Source organism: Ruegeria profundi (assembly GCF_020171505.1).
GTDB classification, from domain to species: domain Bacteria; phylum Pseudomonadota; class Alphaproteobacteria; order Rhodobacterales; family Rhodobacteraceae; genus Ruegeria; species Ruegeria profundi.
In genome coordinates this window covers 1-24,677 of sequence record NZ_JAIUZS010000002.1, presented here as the reverse complement: position 1 = coordinate 24,677, position 24,677 = coordinate 1, and the positions used below count along the sequence as shown (strand labels likewise).

The 24,677-nt window shown below is 57.4% G+C and carries 19 protein-coding genes and 2 pseudogenes; 4 read left to right on the top strand and 17 right to left on the bottom strand.

Translation table 11 applies throughout. The annotated features are described in order from the left end of the window. Positions 1-12 precede the first annotated feature (12 nt). From LCM21_RS05780 to LCM21_RS05745, 8 genes are read right to left on the bottom strand one after another with little or no spacing between them, the layout of a single operon-like run. On the bottom strand, positions 13-429 hold the full coding sequence (locus LCM21_RS05780; RefSeq protein WP_224889741.1) for a Rid family hydrolase: 417 nt from the start codon (positions 427-429) through the stop codon (positions 13-15). Next, positions 426-1,607, bottom strand: a complete 1,182-nt coding sequence (locus tag LCM21_RS05775; protein ID WP_224889740.1) for a malate dehydrogenase — start codon at positions 1,605-1,607, stop codon at positions 426-428. Before LCM21_RS05775 ends, LCM21_RS05780 begins: the two co-directional genes overlap by 4 nt. Then, positions 1,607-2,230 carry a BMC domain-containing protein gene (locus tag LCM21_RS05770; protein ID WP_068340262.1) on the bottom strand — a complete coding sequence of 208 codons (624 nt, stop codon included), beginning with the start codon at positions 2,228-2,230 and terminating at the stop codon, positions 1,607-1,609. The genes LCM21_RS05775 and LCM21_RS05770 overlap by 1 nt, the downstream gene beginning before the upstream one ends. Further along, the gene (locus LCM21_RS05765) at positions 2,227-3,606 is read right to left on the bottom strand and encodes an aldehyde dehydrogenase family protein (RefSeq protein WP_224889739.1); all 1,380 of its coding nucleotides are present in this window, start codon (positions 3,604-3,606) and stop codon (positions 2,227-2,229) included. The genes LCM21_RS05770 and LCM21_RS05765 overlap by 4 nt, the downstream gene beginning before the upstream one ends. Then, positions 3,606-4,790: an NAD/NADP octopine/nopaline dehydrogenase family protein gene (locus LCM21_RS05760; RefSeq protein WP_224889738.1), complete on the bottom strand. Its 1,185-nt coding sequence runs from the start codon at positions 4,788-4,790 to the stop codon at positions 3,606-3,608. The genes LCM21_RS05765 and LCM21_RS05760 overlap by 1 nt, the downstream gene beginning before the upstream one ends. 23 nt (positions 4,791-4,813) lie before the next feature. Next, positions 4,814-5,122, bottom strand: coding sequence for a BMC domain-containing protein (locus LCM21_RS05755; RefSeq protein WP_224889737.1), 309 nt, complete (start codon positions 5,120-5,122; stop codon positions 4,814-4,816). A gap of 43 nt (positions 5,123-5,165) precedes the next feature. Continuing rightward, a complete protein-coding gene (locus tag LCM21_RS05750) occupies positions 5,166-5,432 on the bottom strand; it encodes a EutN/CcmL family microcompartment protein (RefSeq protein ID WP_224889736.1) in 267 nt (88 codons plus the stop codon). Then, entirely contained in the window at positions 5,432-6,724 is a 1,293-nt protein-coding gene (locus tag LCM21_RS05745) for a glutamine synthetase family protein (RefSeq protein WP_224889735.1), read from the bottom strand. The genes LCM21_RS05750 and LCM21_RS05745 overlap by 1 nt, the downstream gene beginning before the upstream one ends. A gap of 92 nt (positions 6,725-6,816) precedes the next feature. Between LCM21_RS05745 and LCM21_RS05740 the strand changes: the two genes are divergently transcribed. Continuing rightward, positions 6,817-7,956, top strand: coding sequence for an FAD-dependent oxidoreductase (locus LCM21_RS05740; RefSeq protein WP_224889734.1), 1,140 nt, complete (start codon positions 6,817-6,819; stop codon positions 7,954-7,956). Here the strand turns inward: LCM21_RS05740 and LCM21_RS05735 are convergent. From LCM21_RS05735 to LCM21_RS05715, 5 genes are all read right to left on the bottom strand, one after another. Then, positions 7,953-8,303: a hypothetical protein gene (locus LCM21_RS05735; protein ID WP_068340243.1), complete on the bottom strand. Its 351-nt coding sequence runs from the start codon at positions 8,301-8,303 to the stop codon at positions 7,953-7,955. The two genes, LCM21_RS05740 and LCM21_RS05735, sit on opposite strands and share 4 nt — an antisense overlap. Positions 8,304-8,396: 93 nt before the next feature. Then, positions 8,397-9,092, bottom strand: a complete 696-nt coding sequence (locus LCM21_RS05730; protein WP_224889733.1) for a type 1 glutamine amidotransferase — start codon at positions 9,090-9,092, stop codon at positions 8,397-8,399. Continuing rightward, on the bottom strand, positions 9,089-10,513 hold the full coding sequence (locus LCM21_RS05725; protein ID WP_082677551.1) for an FMN-binding glutamate synthase family protein: 1,425 nt from the start codon (positions 10,511-10,513) through the stop codon (positions 9,089-9,091). The genes LCM21_RS05730 and LCM21_RS05725 overlap by 4 nt, the downstream gene beginning before the upstream one ends. Beyond that, positions 10,498-11,211 (bottom strand): GltB/FmdC/FwdC-like GXGXG domain-containing protein, encoded by a 714-nt coding sequence (locus LCM21_RS05720; protein WP_224889732.1) that lies wholly within the window; start codon positions 11,209-11,211, stop codon positions 10,498-10,500. Before LCM21_RS05720 ends, LCM21_RS05725 begins: the two co-directional genes overlap by 16 nt. After that, a complete protein-coding gene (locus LCM21_RS05715; RefSeq protein ID WP_068340233.1) occupies positions 11,208-12,152 on the bottom strand; it encodes a class II glutamine amidotransferase domain-containing protein in 945 nt (314 codons plus the stop codon). The genes LCM21_RS05720 and LCM21_RS05715 overlap by 4 nt, the downstream gene beginning before the upstream one ends. 128 nt (positions 12,153-12,280) lie before the next feature. On the opposite strand from LCM21_RS05715, the gene LCM21_RS05710 reads away from it, so the two are divergent. The 3 genes and pseudogenes from LCM21_RS05710 to LCM21_RS05700 form a co-directional block, all read left to right on the top strand. Beyond that, positions 12,281-12,949, top strand: a complete 669-nt coding sequence (locus tag LCM21_RS05710) for a GntR family transcriptional regulator (RefSeq protein WP_224889731.1) — start codon at positions 12,281-12,283, stop codon at positions 12,947-12,949. Between the two features lie 746 nt (positions 12,950-13,695). Next, the gene (locus LCM21_RS05705; RefSeq protein ID WP_224889730.1) at positions 13,696-14,676 is read left to right on the top strand and encodes a glycosyltransferase family 2 protein; all 981 of its coding nucleotides are present in this window, start codon (positions 13,696-13,698) and stop codon (positions 14,674-14,676) included. Positions 14,677-14,813: 137 nt separating this feature from the next. Then, a pseudogene (locus LCM21_RS05700) lies at positions 14,814-14,978 on the top strand (IS5/IS1182 family transposase); the annotation flags it as partial. Between the two features lie 91 nt (positions 14,979-15,069). On the opposite strand, the gene LCM21_RS05695 reads toward LCM21_RS05700, so the two are convergent. The 4 genes and pseudogenes from LCM21_RS05695 to LCM21_RS05680 form a co-directional block, all read right to left on the bottom strand. After that, the gene (locus LCM21_RS05695; protein WP_224889729.1) at positions 15,070-16,116 is read right to left on the bottom strand and encodes an adenylate/guanylate cyclase domain-containing protein; all 1,047 of its coding nucleotides are present in this window, start codon (positions 16,114-16,116) and stop codon (positions 15,070-15,072) included. Beyond that, positions 16,109-16,447 carry an Hpt domain-containing protein gene (locus LCM21_RS05690; RefSeq protein WP_224889728.1) on the bottom strand — a complete coding sequence of 113 codons (339 nt, stop codon included), beginning with the start codon at positions 16,445-16,447 and terminating at the stop codon, positions 16,109-16,111. Before LCM21_RS05690 ends, LCM21_RS05695 begins: the two co-directional genes overlap by 8 nt. 2 nt (positions 16,448-16,449) lie before the next feature. Next, the gene (locus LCM21_RS05685; RefSeq protein ID WP_224889727.1) at positions 16,450-24,402 is read right to left on the bottom strand and encodes a GAF domain-containing protein; all 7,953 of its coding nucleotides are present in this window, start codon (positions 24,400-24,402) and stop codon (positions 16,450-16,452) included. A 119-nt stretch (positions 24,403-24,521) separates the two neighbouring features. After that, positions 24,522-24,677 (bottom strand): annotated as a pseudogene (locus LCM21_RS05680) (IS6 family transposase); the annotation flags it as partial.

Sequence of the window (24,677 nt, the reverse complement as noted above, 5' to 3'; positions counted from 1 at the left end):
TTTCTTTGCAACTCATGTTGAGATTCCACTGATTTCGCCGTTTTCGTCGTGAATAACCGCGTCGACATCGATTTCTACCATCAAACCGGGCTGCGTCAGCCCCGCTTGAACAGCTGTCAGGACCGGATCGATGTCACGGAAGACAGCTCCATGAACGCGGGCGAACTTTCCTGCACTGGATATGTCTGTCAGATATGCCCGGACGCGTCCAACATGGCGCATCTCGGCTCCGACAGCTTTTAAAGCCTCTTCTATACGGGAAAGGATATAGCTTGTCTGGGCTTCAACATCTCCTGGCGCGTGAATGCGCCCGCTGGGCTCGATAGCTGTGGTCCCGGCGACCCAAACGAAGGGACCGATGCGTTTTGCGCGGGAATAAGACGCGACTTCCTCAAATCGTCCGCCTGATTTCCATATGCGGCGGGTCAAAGACCCAACCTCGACCGGATAGCATCAGCCGCCTTATGCAAGGCCGCTTGTTCTTGATCAGTCAGACGCAACTCTTCAACCTCAATCAACCCGGTGGACCCGAGATGGGCGGGAACGCCAAGTACCACACCGTCAATGCCATATTCACCCTGCAACATGACGGACACCGGAACAGGGCCGGTACGTGCACCCCGGATATGATCAATCAATTCAATCGACGCATGCGCCGGAGCGATGGTTGCGGAACCTGACTTCTTGAGGGCAACGACCTGCCCCCCGCCCGTGACTGCGTCTTGAACACAGGCCTCGATCTGATCAGAAGACAGAAACACGTCCAAAGCCCGGCCTTTTATTTTGGCCCGGCTGGATATTGGCGCCATTTCGTCTCCATGACTTCCAAGAGTAAAGGCTTCAACATCAGCGGGACCAACTCCAGCGGCCACGGCAAGGGCATTTCGAAAACGGCTGCTGTCCAACGTTCCAGCCATCCCAAGGACGCGTTCGCGGGGGAACGCAGTTGCACGCAGCATTTCAAAGGTCATTTCATCAAGCGGATTAGTGACAACAATGACGATAGCATTTGGTGCGGCCGACCGGATCGCCTCGGCGGCCTGACGGATTACGCGCGCATTCACGTCGATCAAATCTGCTCGGCTCATACCAGGGCGGCGAGCAAGGCCCGCAGTTACGACAACCACCTCGGCCCCAGTCACAAGGTCTAGCGACTCGCCCCCTATGCACCGCGCACGTGCTCCGGTAATGCCTGTGGTATGATTAAGGTCCAAGGCGGTTGCGGCGGCCATACCAGGTACGATGTCGATCAGAGCAACCTCATCCGCGATATCCTGCATGGCCGCCAGATGCGCTACATTACCACCGACCCCCCCTGCTCCGATCAGGGCAAGCTTGCCCAGCCTGCGCGCCTTACGTTTAGTGCGAACCGGAGCAACCCATTTGGGCGAGCGGCGATATAACACCCGCTGCATTGAAATCGCCGCATCCGTGCGCTGTGGTTGCTGCCTCTCCAGCGGGCCATCGACCAGAGTAACACCGAGACGTTCAGCGGTTTCGCGGGCCAAGGCTGTAACGATATCACCGGGTAACAGCTCGAATACGATCCGACCACGACGGCGGGCATCTTCGACCGCTTCTGTACCTATGACACGCGGATCTGCCATCAACCGGCCTGTCCATCCACCGCCTCGACGGCGCTTGTCGCGGCCTCGACGGCGGTTTTGACCGAGTTTTCCGACCCGGAGATAAACAGCCTTCCAAACCGCCCCACAGCACGCACTTCGACGATGTCGATTTCTGCTGCCTTCTCAGCCTCATTCGCGGCGATTGAGATATATGCGGCCGGGGCACATTCCACGATCCCCAAAGTCTGACCCGGAACGATCAGCGCACCCTTTCGCCATTTGTTCAACAGCTGCGCCTGATAGGGCTCTACACTGGTTATGATTTGAGTGGAGCTTATCGCTGGCTTTAGGCGGTCAGACATCGTGGCCCCGAGTTCGGACAACATCGCATCCCGCGCGGCGGACACCTCGGCATTCGACGGAGACCGCAGGATGAAAAACCCGAACTCACGCTCTACCATCTGTGTCGTAGCCTCGACCGAGGACGCCTTGAGCGCCCGGTCGATAAGCGAAAACACCCCGTTGCCAGGCGCGAACTCTCCGATCAGAACTGTGTCGCCGGACAAAGGCACCGAACCCTGAACCGTCGCCCCGTTATAGGCGGCGAATTTGGGTTGCAGGTTGTCGATCTGCATCAGCGCCCGGATCGTGATCTCGCTCATGCGCCATACTCCTCGTAAATGTCGCGCCAAGGTCTGCTTTCATAGGCGACCCGTTTGATGTTGATGAGATGGAGCGCCGTGACGTTGTCGGAAGTAATCGACCCCGACCACGTGCCTGTGCCCAGCATGAAAGATGGCTCAAGATCGGTGGAATAGCCCATTCCACCCATAATGCCCGGCGTATTCACCAGTACTCGCCCAGTGGGCACTGAGGCGAAACGGGCGACGACCTCGGGGTCATCCGAATGGATAACAGAGGAATGACCCCAACCTTCAAATTTGGCAATGGATTGCGCCAGTTTAATTCCATGATCTGTGGATTTCGCTTCATAGAACGCCAAAACGGGGTTTAGTTTTTCAGCAGATAAAGGGCGTTGCCAACCAACTTCACTCTCTTCCGACACAAGGCACCGGGTGCGCGGCGGAATCGCAAATCCCGCCGCATCTGCAAGCGCTTGTGGGCTTTGCCCAACCTTGTCGGGATCCATCACCCGCACGCCTTTAAAGATCACCTTGGCAAGACGGTCCGCCTCGGCCGGAGTGCAAAAATAGGCACCTTTCAGTTTAAGTTCGTGGCGCAGATCACGTGCGATTTCCGGGTCGGCCACGACAGCCTGTTCGCTGACACAGGCCGTTCCATAGTCAAAACTTTTCGATGTCACGATCATCTCGGCCACTTCGGCCAGATCGCGTGCTTTCGACTTGTGCACATAGCAAGGCACGTTACCGGCACCGACTGCGAGCGTCGGTTTGCCACTGGAATATGCGGCTTTAACCATTGCCGGGCCGCCAGTGGCCATCACAACCGACGTACGGCGATGTTTCATCAACTCAGCGGTGCCCTGAATTGTCACTGCATCGAGGCATTGAATAAGATCTTTTGGAGCCCCCATCTGCTCGGCAGCACGCGCCATGATGCGCACGGTTTCGATCCCGCACTCAACGCCGCGCGGATGTGGCGCGCACACAATTGCATTACCTGCCTTTACCGCCGAGAGCACCTTGTAGATGATTGTCGACGTTGGGTTCGTCACAGGGATAAGGGCTGCGACCACACCCATAGGCTCTCCAAAGGCGGCGATCTTCGTCGCATCATCCCGCCAGAGCATCCCCAGCGTTGTCACGTCTCTGAGGTAGTCCGCGACAGAAAGAGCATTGAACAGGTTCTTGACCCGTTTGTCCGGAACATTTCCGTAGCCAGTTTCCTCGACCGCCATTTGCCCCAGCCGTTCGGCTTCCGGCTCGATAGCGCGCGCCATTGCGTCAACGATTGCGTCCACCTGCACCGGGTCAGTGCCCAGAAAAGCACGATAGGCCTCAAACGCGCTGTCAGCAGCGCGCCTCGCAGAGGCAATCGATTTCAGATCTGCGTCCATCACGAAGCTCCGGTGACGATGGTGTCAAAGATACGGCGTGCCTGGTCGACGTCGCCCGCTGAAATACCAATAGTTTCAAGGCGCCGCCCGGCAGCAGCTATGTCAGCGCCCAGAATGCGGTCAGACATGGTAATCAGACTGCTTGTCAGCGGGCTTGGAATACCCGCAAGCTCACCGGCAGACACAAGTGGAACAAGTGAACCCAACACCCCGTCACGCATCATGGAACGAGACCCTTGCTGATCTGGGATTGGACGGGCACCTGAACCCCGTTCAGAACCGGCGAACACGGATACCCAATGCTCGGTATCCGGTAGTTTGCGAACACCGAAGGCCGCCGCAATGCGCCGCCGCTCGTCCGCAAGCCCCCGGATTACCTCTTTCTGGTCGGGCCCAATCAGCGATGCAAAAGTCTGGTTGTGCTCTAACGGAACGCCACCCATGGGAACATTTGGACCACCTGTGCCCAGTGCAGTCCCACCGAGGATCAAAGCCGGTATTTCAACGGCGGCTGAAAGATCGTTGAAGCCAGATGCCAAGACGGATTCGACTTTTTGTAAGTTGGGAAGGTACGTGGACAAGGCTTGCAAAACCTCGTCACGTCCGCGTGGCAAAGTTGCCGCAGCCATCGGAGCCGCCTGCGAAAGTGTCAGCCCAGCGCCTTCGGACCGGAACCAATACGGTAGACCCTGAACCTCAACCAGTGTGACGTCCGCCACACAGCCTCCGATCCGCAAGAGCCAAGCCGTTTCAACAGCACCCAGCGATCGGCCCGGCGCAAGAACTAAAACCTGCCCGTCGCTCAGATGATCCGCAAGAACCATGGCGTAGGTGCGCTGTTTATGAATCGGACCGGTCAGAAAAATCACCTGCGCTCCGCTCACTGCCGCATCCAGTTCAGCGGTCGTGCGCACCGATGGCCCGTCCCGGTCAACCTGATAAGTCCCGACCGGCCCCTCACCCCGAAGCGAGATACCAGAGGATTGCGCCAGCAGCGAACGTTCAGCGCCATAGGCGGAAAACAAGGTGACCTCAGCCCCTTCCGCAAGACACAGAGCTGCCAATAACCGCGCATCTGCACCGCCACCCAGCACTGCAATCTGGTCGAGCTTGGGCAGTTCAGGCGCACCCCGCGTCGCGCCGCGTGTCGCTGCACGTGTAAATTCCTCGAATCCGGCTGACATAGCGTCTCCTAGTAGCAGGCGGATTAGGCCGCAGTGCCAGCACCAAGTCCGTCGATGATGGCTTCAAGCTCATCATGCGGGCGCGCAATCACATGTACGGACACGACTTCTCCGACTTTGTTAGCAGCCGTGGCACCCGCATCGGTTGCCGCTTTGACCGCGCCAACCTCACCCCGTACGAGGGTCGTGACCAGACCTCCGCCAGCTTTGGTCTGACCGACAATCGAAACGCTGGCCGCTTTGACCATCGCATCCGCCGCTTCGATCGCGCCGACAAGTCCGCGAGTTTCGATCATCCCCAGGGCCATTTGCCCTGCCAATGGTTTCGCCATTTTCTGTTCCTCCAAAGAAATGTTGATGTGTGCTGTGTTTGGTTCAGGTCGTCGTCACGCGATCCACCACCGCAATGATTGCCAAATCGACCGGTGCGGTGGACAAACCGGCCGCCATGCGCGCCGCCGAGCCGTTGACAACAAGAACCGTGTCACCAACTCCGGCGCCGCAAGTGTCGACAGCAACCCGCGCCGGATCGACCACTTTGCCTTTGCTGTCCACCAAATCCGTCACCAGCAGTTTCGTACCGACCAGTTTTGCGTCTTTGGCCGTAGCGGTGACGGTTCCGGCAACCTTGCCCAAATGCATCAGAAAGTCCTCAGGTATCGGTCCAACTCAATCGGCGTGACCTGTTGATTGAAGAACTCAAGCTCGCGCTCGGCCTGTTGCAAAACCAGCTCCCACTGCATTTCGCCCATTACATCACGCAGCCAATCCGATCCCCTCGCCAGTTCGATAGCAGTTGGCAAATCGGTAGGAATGGGATCGCCGATCCCTTCCTCGTAACCATTGCCGGTTGTCGGCTCTGTGGGCGTCATTTTTTGCTCGATCCCGTCCAGCCCCGCCGCAATTTCAGCAGCCAGAAGAAGGTAGGGGTTCGCGTCCGCACCCGCATCACGCTTTTCGACGCGCACCGCGCTGTCAGACCCTTCTATCACCCGAATACCAACCGTACGGTTGTCGTAGCCCCAACTCGTATTGATCGGGCAGAACGTATAGGGCTGGCGACGTCGATAGCCATTTACCGTACCGCTGCCGCAAATCGCCGTTTCGCACATGCGCTGTTGCAGCCCGGCGATGAATGATCTGCCTACGCCACTGATCTTGCCGTTGTCAGCAAAGACATTCTTACCGTCTTTCCACAGTGAATAATGAGTGTGAAATCCATTGCCTGACTGTTCAAAGAACGGCTTAGGCATAAAGGTGGCCAGATACCCATGGGCGATCCCCAACTGGCGGATCAAAGACTTAAACAGGACAACCCGGTCGGCAGCTTGCAGAGCTTCCCCGTACCGGATATTCACCTCAACCTGGCCCGCGGCATACTCAGGGTTCGATTGCTCAATGGGAATACCGCATTCATTGATCTGTTGACGGATTGGCCCGACGATGTGCTCCATCCGCGCTGCGCGACCAAGGCCGTAAACCTGAATTCCACTGTCACGAGGCTTCCCGGTTTCCGGATCCAGAAGATAGAACTCAAGCTCAGTGCCGACATTGACCTCGAACCCCATCTCGCGTGCCCGCTCAACCTGACGAACCAATGCTTGCCTTGGATCGATGGGAACCGGCTTGTGGTCCATACCTTCTGCGCGCCCGAAACAAACAGCAACTCCCGGTTCCCACGGCACAGCAACGGGCTGGGTCATAGGGAAGACGTGCATATCGGGGTAACCGTTGTCGAAATTGACGTAAGGCGTATCCCAGACGTCGCATGTCATGTCGATTGCCATCAAAGCAATCGACAACGCATTGCCGCTTTCGCAGACGTGGTCCCAGTGGCTGGCCGGAATGCGCTTCCCGCGCATGATGCCGTTCAGGTCACCCACACCAAGAATGACGGTGTGCGTGCCCTTGGGCAAATCAAATCCCGAACTCATTGGTGCGCTCTCCCTGTTTTTTGGCTTTATAATTGCTGTATTCTGTATACAGTATTCACAAAGACAACCGATAAACAAGGAAAATCTGCACCATGTCCAAGAGCTCGGTCATCGTTGTCGGAGGCGGCATCGTCGGCGTCATGACGGCGCTTACACTGCAACGACGCGGCGAGGCGGTGACTTTGATAGACCGCTGGGAGCCGGGACATTCCCGTGCGTCTTCAACGGATTACAACCGTGTAATCCGCGCGATTTCGGGGCGGGACGAATTTTATACGAGGTGGGCGCGCGAAAGCCGCCTGCGCTGGCTGGAATTGCAGGCCGAGAGCGGCCAGAACCTGATGTATGAGTGCGGTGCACTGATTCTGGCGACCGGTGGTCATTGTGATTGGGAAAACGCCACGACCGAGACCTTCGATCGAGTTGGCGTGCCCTACTACAAGTTCGGGCAGCAGGATATCGAAAGTCGGTTCCCTCAATTTCGCGTGCTTGACATCGAATACGCCCTGTTCGAGCCGGAAGCCGGAATGCTGATGGCACATCGCTGCGTCCTGACCGCGTTGGAGCTGTTTCGGCGTGCAGGCGGGATTGTGCAGCGCGGTCGCGTAACCACCGATGGATCAGAGCGTCCGATGCTGGATAGAAAACCGCTTGAGGCGGACCTTATCGTTGTTTCAACGGGCCCTTGGATGGCGGACATGTTCCCCAGAACGATCAAGCCGATATCAACGGTGGTTGGTGTAAACGTTCTGTACACCTCGACGCCCGACGGATCCGAAGATTTCGACATGAGCCGGATGCCCTGTTGGATCGATCATGGCCAGGGTTCGTTTGGCCTACCCTCGTCCGAAGGTTCAGGCGTAAAGGCGGCTGTGGTCATTCCGGACAAAATCGATTTGGATAACGACGAACGGCTGATCCGTCAGGAAACGTTGGGCCGCACTCGGAGTTACATCCGACACCGGCTTCCGGGCCTTGAAGGTCAAAGAGTTGTGGATTCAAAATTCAACCAGATCATCCTGACACCAGACACGCATTTCATTGTCGACTGGCACCCCGAGCACGAAAACGTGTTGTTTGCGGGCGGCTGTTCAGGCCATCTGTTCAAGCACGCACCGGTCTTTGCCGAGTTTGCTGCAGGGGTTGGAATGAATGACTTCGGAACGGCTGATCGCTTCAAAATCACCGGTCGCAGAAAGCTGAGTGCAAAAGAAAGCCCAAGTGGGCGTTAAACTTCTGAAAGCGCCGCATACAGCCCCGAATTCGGGCATTTCTCTTGCGGCAGGCGGTCACCTGATCTGATTGCGTCGCGGCAGGTCTTTGCCTGACGGCAATGCCCACACTTTTCCGCCAACTCAAGGCTAAGCTCGGGATGTGCGTCAAGATCGTCTTCTGTCAGACCAAATTGACGGGCCATGGACAGAATGCGCTCCCGTGCATTTGGCACACCAGACCGAAGCATGATAAAATCTGCTTTGGAAAGGCCAAGATCCGATAACTCTGGATCGCTAATACGCCGTTCACGCGGAACCCCGAAAATACGCGCCATCCGCTCAATGAAGCCCTTGTCCTCTGTCATCCCGAGCCCTCTCGATTTACTTCGTATACAGTATACACGGAAGCAATCAGGCGAACTTGATCAGGATCAAAAGCCCTTTTTATCGAAAGCTTGTCACTCCGGGACGTAGGTGCCGCGAAACAATTCCACCGCCTGAAACGCTGCAAGATCGTCTGAGACCTTTGCAGAGCTGACCGACGACATCCCTGCATCCGCTTCAGCTGGCGACAGCAAATCCCCTCGCCCCTTGGTGAACAAATCACGCAAATGATCCGCCCTGTATTCGGGATGAAACTGAACTGAGCGCGCGGGAAAGTCGTAATCCAAAGCGCCCACGGGGCAGTGGCTTGCTGAACCCGCCACCCGGGCCGAGCTGGGAACCCGTGTCACCTGATCCTGATGCCAGACAAAAGCGTCAACGTTGTCACCGCCAAAGTTGAAGGGTCGGGCGCCAACGACTTTGCCCACCTCGGCCTTCTCGGCCCGCCCGCCATAGACGTCAGCCATTATTTGGTGCCCGAAACAAATTCCAAACACCGCTTTGCGAGTCTCTCGACAGCGTTCAAGGAACGTACGCAGCGGCTGCATCCATTGCGTGACGTCATAAACGCCAAACTCTGATCCGCCGACAATAACACCGTCGAAATCATTGTCGTTGGGGAGCGGCTCTCCATCAACGACTCCGACCACATCAAAATCGGCCTCCGGCAGATGCGGCGCGATCCACGCCTGAATCTGCTGCGCGGTTCGCGGCATTCCGTCCAGCAGTGGCAGCGGGTGGCTCGTCAGTTCAAGAACTGCAATCCTCACCAGTCGAAGGCCCTGTCAATTCCGGCCATTTTCACGCCGGTGAAGGCCGACGCTTGAAAGCTAAGGGCGCGCAGGTCTTCGGTTTCCAGGTTGTGAACAGACGACTTGCCACAGGCCTTAGCCAGCGCCGTAATCTCCATCGTCATGGCGGTCAAATAGCGCGCAATTCGCTCTGCCCCTGCACGCGGGTTCATCCGCGACTCCAGCTCTTCATCCTGGGTCGCAATGCCAACCGGGCAACGACCTGTGTGGCAATGATGGCAGGCGCCGGGGGATGTTCCCAAGGCCGCGTAATCCTCCAAGTACCGCGGGCTGTTGCACCCCAGAGCAACCATGGCCGCGTTTCCGATCATGACTGCGTCGGCGCCAAGTGCCAGGCATTTCGCAGCATCTACACCAGATCGAATGCCACCGGCAGCCACAAGGGAAACCTTTCCGGTCATGCCACATTCATCCAATGCTTCGCGCGCTGCACGAATGGCGCTCATCGTTGGGATACCGGTATGGTTCAACAACAGTTCCGGAGACGCTCCTGTGCCGCCTTCAGCACCATCAACGACCACGACATCCGCGCCGGCTTTGGCAGCAACCGCCACGTCAAATCGGGGCCGTGTCGCACCCATTTTGATAAAGATCGGCACCTGGTAATTGGTGGCAATGCGCAATTCCTCAATCTTGACCGCAAGGTCGTCGGCCCCGAGGAAATCGGGATGGCGGATCGTCGAACGCTGATCGACGCCTTCCGGCAAAGTCCGCATTTTGCTAACCCGCGGGCTGACCTTCATGCCCAGCAGTAGCCCTCCGGTACCGGGCTTCGCCCCCTGCCCTACAACAAGTTCCAGCGCATCAGCGCGGCGCAAGTGATCCAGATCCACGCCATACCGGGCGGGTGACATCTGATAGAGCAGGCGTTGGGAAGCTTCGCGCTCTTCCTCTAACATGCCACCCTCACCCGTGCAGGTCATGGTGCCCACCTTGGAAGCACCATAGCCCAGCGACGCCTTCGCCGACGCTGACAAGGCGCCAAAGGACATCGAGGCGATATAAATCGGGATTTTCAGTTCCAGCGGACGTTCAACCAATCCGCGCCCACCGCCCAGAACGGTCGTCGTGTCACAGCTCTCGCGATACCCTTCCAGTGGAAGACGCGTCATTGTGGCGGGTACGAATGTCAGGTCATCAAATGTCGGCAATTGCTTATTGAATGTATTATACCCGCGCACCTGGTAGCGCCCGAGCTGCGCCAAAGCGTGAACTTCCGAGATCGCTTCGGGCGTCCAGCGGGTAGACCCTCCCTCATCATAAGAGGATGGAACACCGGCCGGGCGGCCATCAACCGCACCGGCATCCCGGAACCTGATCTCCTCTTCCGATGCGACGTCGAACGGATATTCGTAAGGTTTACTCAGATCATGAGCCATGCGCTTGCGTCCCTGCTTTCAAAATACCAAAGACGCTGGCCCGAAACCATTTTGCGCCAATTTCGCGATCTATCGACCAACCCAAGCGGTTCGAGGATCGCATCTACCTCGGCCACTTCTTCGGCAGTCGGTTCGATCACGTCGACATCCACGCCCAGACTGTCAACTTCTCCGGCAACCCAGACCTCACCTTCCCAAAGTGCGTCAGCGCAGGATTCCCCTGCCCCACCAAGCGCTATAATCCGCCCGGAATGGGCCATGAAGCCGGACTGATATCCGATCTTGCCCTCGACAACGATGTTTCCACCCTTCATCGCAACGCCGACCCTTGGCCCGGCATCACCTTTGACGTGGATCGTGCCACCGATCATGGCGGCACCGCAGGACATGCCAGCATAACCACCCACGGTTATATGCCCCTTGGCCATGCCCTCACCAACAGCCCAGCCACAGTTGCGTTCGATTGAAATGTTCGCACCAGTATTGAGACCGCCGCAGTAATAGCCGACGGACCCTTCGAATGTTATATCCACGTTGTCTGGAAGACCCACCCCAAGGTTATGGCGTGACAGCGTGTTTACGACACGGATTGGCCGACCAGTGGCACACGCATCCATGATGTCTCGGTTCACCTCGCGGATATGTCGCTTGCCGACTTCGATGACGATCTCGTCCATCCTTTCTGCCACCTCACTCATGCCGCCAAGCTCCGGTTTCCAACACCCCAGATGCCCGTTAATGATGGTCCGTCATAGTTGATTACATCGCATTCTTCGGTCATCACGCGCCGGACCGCTTGTTCCTCGGTCGCGGCGGCCAGATCACCATTGCGATTGACAACGACCAGAGGCTTCATGGCAAATCGGTCTTTGGCAAAACCGATACCGTTTTGTGTAGCAATCATGTATGTGAATACGCCGTCGATCGAGGTGATAGATTTTTTGAGCGCCTGCTCCATCGTCAACCCCGCCTTCATCTGGTCACTGACCCACACGGCAATCAACTCACTGTCATTTTCGGTCAGGAACCGATAGCCCATCCTGGTCAGCCTATCGCGCCAGGTGAAGTAGTCGGTGATCTGCCCGTTGTGAACAATAGCGACATCCGAAAACGGACGCGCCCAGAACGGGTGCGATGCGTTGGGCAGAACTGAGCTTTCTGTAGCCAGCCGTGCATGCCCCAGCCCGTGCGTTCCGATTAAATCGCGCACACCGTGCTTTTCGGCCACGGCCTCAGCACCACCGATATCCTTGATGATCTCAAGGCTGCGACCACAAGATTGTATTTCAATTCGATCCGTCAGTTCATCAGCATCTGCGACCCACGCTTTCAAATTTGCTGGATCCGAAATCTCCATCCGAAAGCAGTAATGAGGGTTATCATCCGCGACGATTGCAGGATCGGATAGAAAACTGCTTCCGTGCTCACGCAGTATGGCCTCAAACTTGATCAGATCCGCATCTAATTGGGATTTGTCAAAGCCCATGCCTCGCAATACGTACCCGGTTTCCCGCGGCAAGCCATAAACAGCAAACCCAGTGCTGTCGGCACCTCGATGTTCCTGCGCGTCCATCAGGTCAACTAGGTCCGCCCCAACCTTACCGGGCGCGGCCAGTATCCTGCCAGCAATTCCACACATAAAGGACTCCCTGTTCATTCATACTTGTATACTGTATACAGTACACGGACAATAGCAACCCTATTCGCCTTGGCACCCGCTGCATTTTTGAATACAGAATTCAGAAAGAACAGAAAGAGAGGCTTCGAGTGGCTCTAAAGCAGATCAAAACACAACGTAGGCGCCTGGCGGACGAGGTCTATGACCAGTTGGTCGAAGCCATCATGAGTCGCGAGATCACCGGCGAGGATCGGCTCGTGCAAGAGAAACTTGCGGCCGAGTTGAACATCAGCCGGACACCGGTACGCGAGGCGCTCATGCGGTTGGAAACCGAAGGCGTGTTGGAAGTTGCCGCAAGTGGCGGATTTCGACTGGCTCGCATGGATCAGACCGAAGTTCGGCAATTGTATCAGGCACGTGCTGCGATCGAAGGCCAAGCTGCTCGAATTCTTGCTGTTCACGCAGAACCGGAAGTCCTTGATCGACTGCGCGACTTAATTCGTCGCGAAGAAGATCTAATCCAACCAACAACCCGCGACTATTTCATCGCTAATCGCCGCATCCACCGCGCGTTCATGGTCGAAGCGGGCAACAAATTTCTTATCGACATGTTCGATATGATCTGGGGCAAAGCAATGGCGTTCCATCTGTTTTCAGCCATTGAAAATGTGGATATCTCCAAGTCCCTCGGAAACCATCTTGCACTCGTTGATGCAATTGCGACCGGTGATGTAACCGAAGCTCTTGAGACATTCACCAGTCACATTCAAGAGGGTTTCGACCTGCAGATCGAAGGTCTGAAGGAAATGGCTGATTGAAAGGTGGTGCCAGACCAATTCGAACTCGTCTACGTATGGACAGTATGGCTGCCCATTCTTCCGCGCCCAGACCGCGTATTCAGCAAAAGCAGCGGCGCGGTTCAGCTTGGACTCTGATCTGGAGGAGACACTGCGTTCCGAATTGTAGGGGTTGTAGGATGTTCGCAACCTCGGCATTCCACCCATTCGTCCAGACCGCAGCATTGGTCAGAGTGGGCTCGATGCAGACTTTCAGCGAGTTCCGCACTATGTCTGTTTCCCGGGTCGAAGCAGTCACACAACAATGATCGAAATGAGTTTAACCGCAGTTCGCGCAATTTGAACGCGAAGGGCTTGGGAATGCTAGGACTATTCCATACCCAGGGCTTCGCGACTAGCTTGCCGCTTGCGCCAAATGTCGCCCATCCCTTGCTGCATTGCTGTCGGAAGCTGATCGACGGGAACAATCAAGTCACGATCCCCTGTCGGACAATCGGTCAGGAGTTCGGGTTTGAACCCTTCAGGACAGTGACCCGTCCGCGATCTCGCACGCCTTGCGCCGCAGTCATGAGAAATATTGTGACATTTCAGCGCCCAATGCCTCAGGGAACCGTGTACAATTCCAGACGGGGAAAACCATTATAACCGAAACGGAAACCGCCGGCCTGCGAAATACCTGATCCGGCTGGCTTCAATGGTCTTTTCTGCGTCGCAATGTACAATTCCCGACGCACGGGTTGTTCAAGAAAAGTGAGAGCCTTTTTATCATGTCCACGAAAGACCAGCTCCATACAGCATCTAACCGTGACGCTCGCCGCCACCCCGTGGCGTCCGTTGCTGTTTTGGTGCCGTGTTACAATGAGGAAAAATCAATCGAACACGTCGTACGCGGCTTTCGGGATAGCTTGCCCGATGCCCGGATTTACGTATGTGATAACAACTCCACCGATCGCACCAAAGAAGTCGCAGAAGAGGCGGGCGCCATCGTATGCACTGAACCACAGCAAGGTAAAGGCAACGTGGTACGCCGCATGTTCGCAGACATTGACGCAGACATCTATGTTCTGGTCGATGGCGATAACACGTACGAGGCAGCAGCTGCACCTCGACTGATCTCAACCTTGGTTGACGGCACGCTTGACATGGTCACCGGATGCCGCGTGACGGAAATCCGAGAGGCTTACCGACCAGGCCACGTGTTGGGCAATAAGGTTCTTACCGGTCTGGTCACATCCGTTTTTGGTCGGCGGACACGCGATATGTTGTCGGGCTATCGCGTTTTCTCAAGACGCTTCGTGAAAAGCTTCCCGGCACTATCGCGCGGATTTGAGATCGAAACGGAACTGACCGTTCACGCACTTGAACTGCGCATGCCCATCGCCGATGTCGATACAGCCTATGTTGACCGGCTACCGGGATCCAATAGCAAGCTGTCGACTTTCCGTGACGGCTTCCGCATTTTGAGAATGATCGTAAGCCTCGTCAAAGAGGAGCGCCCGACTGCTTTTTTTGCCGGGCTCGGCGGGCTGCTCGCGGTGCTGGCGGTTGTTGTAGGTTGGCCAGTGGTGGCCGAGTTCCTTGAAACCGGACTTGTGCCGAGATTGCCCACTGCGGTTCTCGCAGCTTCAATCATGGTGATTTCAGTCCTCTCCACGATGGCGGGCCTCATTCTAGGGACGGTGACCTTGGGGCGACGCGAGATGAAGCGGCTGCACTACCTACAGACACCACCGGTCCGGAGCCGCTAGGTACCAGCGCCACACTCTTTGACACGGATTGCCCGTTTTGCAGTCGTGGGTGTCATGGGTTTTTTGGTCGACGGGGCCTTATTGCACAATTCGGTTGAGGGATTCACTTCGTGAATCCAGTAAGATAGCTGGATGACATGAGCAGATGGGCCCCTACGAAGCACAAGACCAAGAACTGGTCGGCTTACAATGAAGCGTAGAAGCGGTGCGGATCGTTTTCGATCTGGTTTGATCCGAGGATGAAATGGCGACCACCACCGACAGGCAAGCGTGGTCGACAACCGAGCTTCAGCGACGCGGCGAATGTTGGATTTGATCCCAGCGGCGTACGGTACGATCGGCCACCCTTTTTTGCGAAATAACGCGAAGCTACGGTCAGGTGACCAAAGCAGCTTAGTTAGCTTGGTGCGATGTGGCTATCGAATAAACATCCATGACCTCGGAAAAACCTGTGAACTCAACGCCTTGAATCAATCTCGACTCCAGCGTTGCACCAAGGCCATTCTTCGTGGTCTCATCAATCAATAGCTCGCAGCCAATCGCCTTTGTGTGCGCCTCAAGCCGCGCTGCGAGGTTCACCGTTCTGCCAATGCAGGTATAGCTCGCGCGCGCCTCGGTCCCGGCATAGCCAGCGACGACTTCACCAGTCGCGATACCAGCCCCAATCCGGATGGCGGGCGCGCCGGCCGCGATACGTTCGGAATTAAAATCCGCCATCATCGCAAACATGTCTTGTGCGGCAGAAACTGCAGAGACCGCCGTATTTTCAAGCGCTTGCGGTGCTCCGAACACCGCCATAAGCCCGTCCCCGATCATGAGCGTTACGATCCCGCCATGGTTTGCGATCGCGTCGAACATCAGCGTATAGTAGGCGTTTAGAAACTCAATGCTCTCCTCAGGAGTCTGCGCCTCGCTTAAGGCAGTGAAGCCACGGATATCACAAAAGAGGATGGACGCCTCGACGCGCCGCCCGCCAATCGAAAAGCCCTGCTCGGCGAGGTCCTGTGCCACCTCACGCGTTGCGAAGCGTTGCAGCAACCGTCTTTGCTCGTCGCGTAGCCTTTTTTTCTCCAGACAGGAATTGATCCGGGCCTCGAGCAAGGTCTTGTTCACCGGTTTGGGTAAATAGTCTTCTGCGCCGAGTTCGATGCAGCGCACTATGTTTTCCAATCCCTCGACGGACGAGGTCACGATTACCGGCAGGTCGCGCAGCGCCAGATCGGCCTTGAGCGCTTCGAGAACCTCGAACCCGTCCATCTCCGGCATCTCGATGTCGAGAAGAAGCAGATCGAACGCCTCTTTGTTGAGACGCGCCATCGCCAGCCGTCCGTTTTCCGCAATCTCGGATTGGTGGCCGAGCATCTCAACGCTTCGGGACAGTAGAAGCCGATTGACCTTATTATCATCGACGATCAGAAGTCGTTGCCCGGTCTCAGCCATCACGCCACTCGATCAGGGCGGCGCTGGCTTCGGCGTAGCGGTCCTCCAGCGCTTCGATCTCGGGCTCATTATCCGAGTTGAGACCGCCCAGTTCCAGTTGCCTGGCCTGTTTCGCCAGATCAGTCGCCCCGAACACATTTGCGTTCGATTTCAGCGAGTGCGCGCCGCGCCGGAACTTGTCGGCATCGCCGACGACCATCGCCGCCTTCATCTCTTTGATCAACCCGGGCGCTTCTTCGAGAAACGTGTTCACGAGGTCTTCGACGAAGCCCTCACCCATCGTGTCCTGCAACGTGTCAAAGATGTCGGCATCTAGTGGCAGATCGGCCATGGTCATTTCTTCTTTCTCTGCGGAACCTGTTTGAGCGCCTCGACAAGGCGCTCGACGCGAATGGGTTTGGCAATGTAGTCATCCATCCCGGCGGCCAGACACATTTCCCGGTCGCCCTGCATGGCGTTGGCGGTCATCGCAACAATCCGGGGGCGGTCATCAAAAGACGCGGCGTTGATGCGGCGCGAGGCTTCGAGCCCGTCCATCTCAGGCATCTGCACGTCCATCAAAACTACGTCATAGGTCTGCCGGACGAGACTTTCGAGCGCTTCGACCCCGTTGCTGGCCACATCGCAGCGATAGCCCATTTGTTCCAAAAGACGTGTCGCCAACTTTTGATTCACAAGATTGTCCTCTGCGAGCAGTATGCGCAGCGGATGCTGTTCTCCCAGTTTTGGCTCGGTGCTTTTCTTGGCCGATGAGACCCGGCGCCGCGGCTTGCGGCGCGTCTTCGGCGCAAAGATGCTGATGAGCGTATCGAACAGGTGCGATTGCTTGAGGGGCTTGGAGAGGAAAGCGGTAAAAAGCCCTTCCTCGGATTTCACGTCCCGCACACCCAGCGAACTGAACAGAACAAGCGGCAGGTCCGGGCGCACCTTGCGGATCGCTGTGGCCAGCGCAGTCCCGTCCATGTCGGGCATGTGCATATCGAGAATGGCAAGATCGAAGGGCTCGCCGCGCTCAACCGCTTTCAACCCAGCCGCGGGCGTGTCGAAGGCCACGGTGTGCGTACCCCATTTCTCGGTTTGCAGCGACAGAATCTTGAGATTGGTCTCGTTGTCATCGACCAACAGCAGGCGCTTGCCGACAAGCTCGTTTTGCGGGCCGGTGAGGTTGCGCATTTCGGTTTTCGGCAGTGTCGCAGGCTTTGCCAGTACCGAGAAGCGGAAGGTCGATCCCTTCCCTACCCCTTCGCTTTCGGCGGTCATCGTCCCACCCATCAATTCCGCCAAACGTTTCGAGATCGCAAGGCCGAGCCCGGTGCCACCATATTTGCGGGTGGTGGAGCTGTCGGCCTGACTGAAGGATTGGAACAAACGGCTCATGCCCTGCTCGGTGAGACCGATCCCGGTGTCGCGAACGGAAAACTCGACCGAGACGTACCCGTCCTCTTGCGGCGTGGCGGTAACAGAGAGCACAACCTCGCCAGAATCGGTAAACTTCACGGCGTTCGAGATCAGATTGAGCAGAATCTGCCGCAGCTTGGTGAGGTCGGTACTGATCGCGGCAGGCACGGCATCGTCCATCAGGTAGGCGATATCGAGCTGCTTTTTCGCCGCGCGACCAGCCATCAACTCAAGCGCACTTTCGATGCACTCCCGCAGATCAAACGGGTGCGTTTCGACCTCCATCTGCCCGGCTTCGATCTTCGAGAAGTCAAGGATTTCGTTGATGATGCCCAAGAGCGCGTCGCCACTATCCCGGATCGTCCGCGCGTAGTCCTTTTGCTCGTCGTTCAGCGGAGTGTCCATCAAAAGCCCGCTCATACCGATCACTGCATTCATCGGCGTGCGGATTTCGTGGCTCATGGTAGCAAGGAAGGCGCTTTTGGCCTCGTTGGCCTGCTCGGCTTCCTCCCGCGCCTCCTGCGCTTCGCGGAACAGGCGCACGTTCTCGATTGCAATGGCGGCTTGATCGGCAAAAGCTTCGAGCTGGTCGAAATCGGACGTGCTGGGCATGATCCCGTCCGCCCAGGCCACGACCAAAACACCCCAGAGCCCCCCGCCGGTGCGGACCGGAACGCCGATGATATGCCGGTAGCCGTGAAGCCGGGCGGTTTCATAGTCAAAATAGAGCGCGGGGTCTTGCGCATCGACGATGTGGTGCCGCTGGCCAGTCGCGATGACCTCTCCGGCAATGGAGTTCTCGCTTGGCGGCGCTGGGTAACGGCGTAGGTATACCCGCATGAAGTCCTCGGAAAATCCGCTGGCGGAGCGATGATGAACAAGCCCGTCTTCATAGCGCCAGAGCATGCAGAACTTGGCGTTGCACACATCGGTTGCGCTTTCGGTGATGCGATCGAAGACGGGCTGCAAATCGTCCGGTGACTGGCTGATCACACGCAGAATTTCGGCGCTTGCTGTTTGCCGGGCGAGTGAAGACTGCGTTTCGTTGAATAGCCGCACATTCTCGATCGCGATCACCGCCTGATCGCAGAAGCTTTGTGCAAGCTCAATCTCGTCGTCAGTAAAGGCCTGGGCCGCTTTGGTCCGTGTGAAAATTAAAACCCCCACCGCCTCGCCTTCGCGCAAGAGCGGTAGATAGAGCGCAGTCTTGAGACCAAATTTTTCCCATGTTTCCGGCTCGTGACCGATCAGATCGACCTGTGAGCCATCGGGGATGTGCAGATACTCTTTTGTAAGCATGACACGCGAAGGGTAGTTCCGATCCGGCTTGATGGGGATCGCGCGCTTGACCAGGTCGTCTGCGGGACCTGAGGGCCGGGCCCCGGCTGCGGGTCGGACAAAATCTCCCTCGCGCTGCAGGATAACTGCCCCATCGCAACCCATAAGCCGCACCCCAGACCGCACGATGGCCTCAAACACCGGCGTCGTATCGTCCGGTGACTGGCTGATGACCTTAAGAATATCGGCACTGGCGATCTGCCGCGCGAGCGCGGTTTGGGTCTCGCTGAAGAGTCGAACGTTTTCGAGGGCAATCACCGCCTGGTCGCTAAAGGACCGGGCCATTGCGATCTCTTCTTCGGAGAACGCGCGCTTGGTCGTGCGGAAAAACGTGAAGCCACCAAGACAGGTCTGCCCTCGCATCATAGGCACAAAGAGCGAGGATCGATATCCGTGTTTGTCGCGCAAAACGATATCTGCCGGGCCGAGCTCAGCTGTACTCCAGTCTGGAATGTGCACCAGCTCCCCTTTGCGCATCGCCATTGGAAGCAGGCTCTCCGTGGCATCAAGCGGGAACCGCACCTCCGCCACGTTCGCAGAGAGCCCCTCGGGCGTGGCGACCGTGGTTTGCCACCCATAGGTACCGTCCGCTTGCATGGCCTGAACGACATCGCAGTCGATCAAAGAGACGCCAGAGGTGACGATTTCCTCAAAGACGGGTTGCACATCTGTGGGGCTTTCACTGATCACCCGAAGCACATTGGCGCTGGCGGTTTGCCTTGCCAGCGCGGCTTTGGTCTCGTTGACGAGCTTCGCGTTCTCCACCGCGATCACCGCCTGATCGGCGAAGCTCTCAACGAGCGCGATGTCCGTGGCGGCGAAGGGTTTCACCTCTCGCCGGTAGAGAGCGATGTTCCCGATCCCCTTGCCTTTGTGGACCATCGGAATGGCAAGGAAGGTGCGGATGTTCTCTGCCTTGGCCGCTATGATAGCAGGGTCATCGTTCTTATAGGCTTCGGTCTCAAGCACGTCTTCAACGTGCATGGGGCGCATCTGGACAATCGACTCCGTCGTGTTGAGACCGGAGGCCAGATCCCAGCGTGTCTCTCCCACTTTCAGGAATTCGATCTCCTCGCCCCAATGGGCAACAAGCCGCGAATGGGTCTTCTGTTCTTCGACGAGGTTCATGCTAGCCATGGGCGCGTCGCAGAGGTCGGCGGCCCGGCTCAGAATCGCCTCGAAGACCGGCGTGAGATCATCCTGAGCCTCGCTGACCACGCGCAGGATCTCGGCACTGGCAGTTTGGCGAACCAGTGCTGTTTGGGTTTCATTGAACATCCGCGCGTTCTGGATCGCGATCACTGCTTGGTCAGCGAAGCTTTCCAGCAGGTCCATTTCGCGCTGCGTAAACACACTGGGCGAGGTCGGATCGTCATGGCTGCGAGCGAGGCTTATGAGCCCAATAATCTGACCTTTCCACAGCATCGGCGCAAGGATCGTGGCGAAGTTCCCATTCTTTTCGCCCATGCGTTTGACGACCGGATGCACGTCGCTACCGTTAACGGCGTCGGGCACATAACAGACGCGCGGCTGGTCCGAGACGGCATCAAGCAGCGTCCGAGACGGGGGCGATGGTTGATAGTCGGCGCCTTGCCGTGTCCCATAAGGACCGCGGATTTCCCCGATATGCACCAAACCGTCGGCTTCGAGCGTAAGCACCGAAAGATCGTCGCAGGGGATGAGCTTCTGGCAACTGTCGAGGATTTTGGAAAATACGGGCTTTGCGTCCTCGACCGAATTGGAGATGACCTCCAGGATATCCGCGGTGGCAGTCTGCTGCTCAAGCGCCTGTTTGGTCTCGCGGAAGAGCCGCGCGTTCTGAATTGCAATAACGGCCTGATCGGCAAAGCCCTGCATAATGCCGAGCTCTTTGTCCGTGAAGGGCTTCGCCGAGCGCGCCACGCCCACGACACCGATCCCTTTGCCCTCCCAGATCATTGGCGCGAAAGCGACCGAGTGATAGGAGGCGATCCGAGCCATCTCTCGCAGCACTTTCGGCACGTCCGGGTTGTTGGCGCAATCGGCAAAGTTTGCCACACGCCGGGTGCGGATCGCGTCGCCCGCCGGTGTGATCTCCCATGGCGCAGGGAAGGTCTGCAAAAGCTCTTCTTCGAAGTTTCCGATATAGGCCGCGACCTGCAAGAGCCCATTATCGTCTATCAGCAGAACATCCAGTTCCTCACCGCCAAAGAGATTGCGGCAGCTGTCGAGGATTTTTTCGAACACGGGCTGAGTGTCCTCGACGGACTGGCTGATGACGCTAAGGATTTCCGCGCTGGCTTTCTGCTGCTCCAGCGCTTCTTCGACCTCCGCCGTACGTTGCTGAACCTCGTCAAATAGCCGGGCGTTGCCGATGGCGATCACGGCCTGCGCGGCGAAGGTCTCCATCAATCCAATCTGCTTTTCTGAGAAACCGTTCACCTGATCGTGGGCCATGGTGATGGTACCGATGGTCTCGCCGTTCTTGATCAGCGGCACCCCGAGCGCGGAGAGATAATTGCCCTGACGCGCGGGTCCGCTCCATTCGTATGTCGGGTCCGCGAGTGTGTCGGCGACATATACCCGTTCGCCCGCTCCAGCGACGCGACCAGTGACAGTGTTCTGGCCAGGCACGATGGGAGTTGCTTTCAGGATCTCAACAATATCGTCAGGTGCGTCAATGACCTCGACAACTTCAAAATTGCCCGTCTCCGCGTTCTTCAAGGCCACGTAACCGCCCTTCGGCGCGCAGAGCCGCTTTGCCACGCGCAAGATTGCCTGCAGCACAGGCCGCACCTCGTTCGGCGAGCGGGAAATCACCCCGAGAACTTCCGCGGTCGCAGTCTGGTATTCCAGTGCTTCTTCGACCTCCGCCGTACGTTCTTTCGTTTCCTGCAACAGGCGTGCGTTCTCTATGGCGATACTGGCCTGATTGGCGAACGTCTGCACAAGTTCGACTTGTGCAGGCGGTGGCGAGCCTGTGTGGGGCCAGCCCATCACGATTGCATATTCTACCTTTCCATTGACCCGGACAGGAACACCCCGCGTGTGCCGGTAGCCCAGACGCTTTGCAAACGCGTTGGCCATGAGGGGATCGTTTTGTGCATCCTCGACAAAAAAAGGCTTGCCAGTTTGCATCACCCGATACCCGACATGACCTTCCGGGCTGTTGGACGCGTAGCCTTCTGCAAGCTCGTCAATTTCCGTATCAAACCCGTACTGCGCCCGGAAGCTGTAGGTCTCGCCGTCAAAGTGATCCAGAACACAGAAGGTCGCCTGACAAAGCTCTGCGGCCTTTTTCACCAGCAAATCAAAGACGGGCTGAAGATCTGATGTAGCCTCGTTGATGACTCGCAAGAGCTCCGCACTGGCCTGCTCGCGCACCAGCGCCTCTTCGACCTCCGCCGTGCGCTGCTGTAACTCGTCGAACAGTCGCGCATTGCTGAGTGCGATCACTGCTTGCGATGCAAAAGTCTCCAAAAGCGCAATCTGCTTGGCGCTGAACGCGTGCGCTTTGCTATGGGCCATAACGATCACCCCGACCACCAACCCGTCTTGCACCAGCGGCACGCCCAGCGTCGTCAGGTACATGCCGACGTCGGCAGCCTGCTTCCACGTGTAGCTTTCATCGGTCGCGGTGTCGGCGACATAAACCGTCTTGCCGTGCAGCGCCGCGCGCCCGATGCAGGAGCCTTCCTCTGGCGGGATTGGGTTGGCCTGCAGGAACGCGGTGAACTCCTGCGAGACATTGTTCGACGTTGCGATCCGGTAGAGTCCGTCATCTGGATCGAGCATGGCAAAGAAGGCGTATTCCGGCGTGCAGATCCGCGACGCGACAGTGAGGATCGATTCCAGCACCGGCTCAAGCTCATTTGGAGAGCGCGAGATGACCCCCAGCACTTCGGACGTCGCGGTCTGGTATTCCAGCGCTTCCTGTGTTTCGACGAAAAGCTGGGTGTTGCACAGGGCGATAATGGCCTGATCGCAATAAGACTGTGCAAGTGCAATCTCTGCCGCGGAAAATTCCAGCGCCGTTTTGGACCCCAGCGCAAGAGAGCCGAGACAGACGCCGTTCTGCACCAGCGGGATGTATATCGCACAAGAGAGCCCAAGCTGCTTGCCGCGAGCGACCTCGTGGGGTGGAAGATCGTAATTGACCCAGTCGATAATATGCTGCGTCTCGCCTGTGGTCATGGCGCGCGACGGAAAGTTCTGTTCAGGCTCAAGCGGCATGAGCGGCAGACCGCCCGCGGTGAAGCGCGAGGCGAGCTTGGCCGCGCCTTCGCGAACCTTTTCGGTGATCATCACACCGCCCCGCACCGCACCCGAAGCCGGATAGTAATTGTCACCCTCGCGCAGGTGGAAAATGGCCATCTCGCAGCCAATCATCTCAACCGCGCTGCGCACAATCGTGTCGATCACCGGCTGGACGTCGGTGGGCGACTGACTGATCGCCCGCAGAATACTCGAGGTGGTTTTCTGCCGCTCGAGCGCCTCTTGAGTTTCGGTGAAAAGCCGTGTGTTCTCGATTGCTATTGCGGCCTGATCGGCGAAACTTTGAATGAGTTCCACCTGAGCGCGCGGCCGCTCGGCCGTGCTGGGCCACGCAACCAGTATGACACCCCAAACTTGCCCACCGTTGAAAATGGGCACGCCAATCAGGCGCCTCAGGCCGGTTTTTTGGGCGAAATTAGCGTCGTAATAGGTCTCATCGCGGCAATCCTCGACGTCGATGAGGTCTTTGGACTGCACAACCTGAACCGAGGGATGGGTCAGATCATCGGGCGGCACCGGATAGTGATCGCTCAGCTCCTGTGCCAGATTTGACGCCAACCCGTGCGCCGCGCGATGCAGTATGCCGGCATCCCCGACCTGATCGAGTATTACGAAGCTCGCGTCGCATAGCGCCGCGGTCTTCTCCACTATCGCGTCGAACACAGGTTGCAGATCGCCCGGCGCATTGCTGACGAGCCGCAGAATTTCCGCGCTCGCGCTTTGCTGCGCCAGAGCGGCCTGCGTTTCGCGAAACATCGCCGCGTTCTGAATAGCGACGCTGGCCTGCTCGGCAAAGGCCTGCACAAGCGCGATCTGTTCATCCGCCGTCTCGAATGCCTCCCGCAGCCCCAGCACAATGACGCCCCACATCCCGCCCTCTGCCGGAACTGGAACCCCAATAACATCTTTGAACCCATAGGTTTGAGCGAGCTTTTTATCCCGGTAATCCGTATTTCCGACATGCTTAAGATGCACAGGAGCGCCGCTGTCATAGACCATCCCGGTTGCCGAGTTCGGCGTCACTGGCGCGGGAAACGTGGACAAGTAGTCTTCAAGCTCTTCGCGTGGAAACCCGTAGATCGCGGCGTGATGAATGACGTTTCCCTCAAGCCGCCACATATTGCAAAAGGATGCATCGCACAACTCCGCTGCGTGCCGCGCCACAGCATCGAGTACCGGCTGCACATCGCCTGCCGCCTGATGCATGAGCGACAGCACGTCCAACAGCGCAGCTTCCCGCTCCCGGGCTTGCGCCAGCGAGCTATCGATTTTTGCGTTGTCGACGAATTCCGGCAATCAAGCATCCCACGTTATCGCGTTTTCGTGATAGTTTAGTCTATGACACGTAGACATGGCCAGATAGGTGCTGTCAGACGAATTCGAACCAGTCTCAGTTTGACGCCAAACCCGAGAACTTATCCGGAACAAAGCTGACGCCACTCAGTAAGAGCGGCGGTGCGTGTCAACTTGAAAGTATCTCTGCTAGTCAGCGATCTTTCCTGGTTGAAGTGGTTGTGTACGGAGGCATGGACGGAAGCGAACTTCTGTAAACTTCGAATGCGCCTGAAACG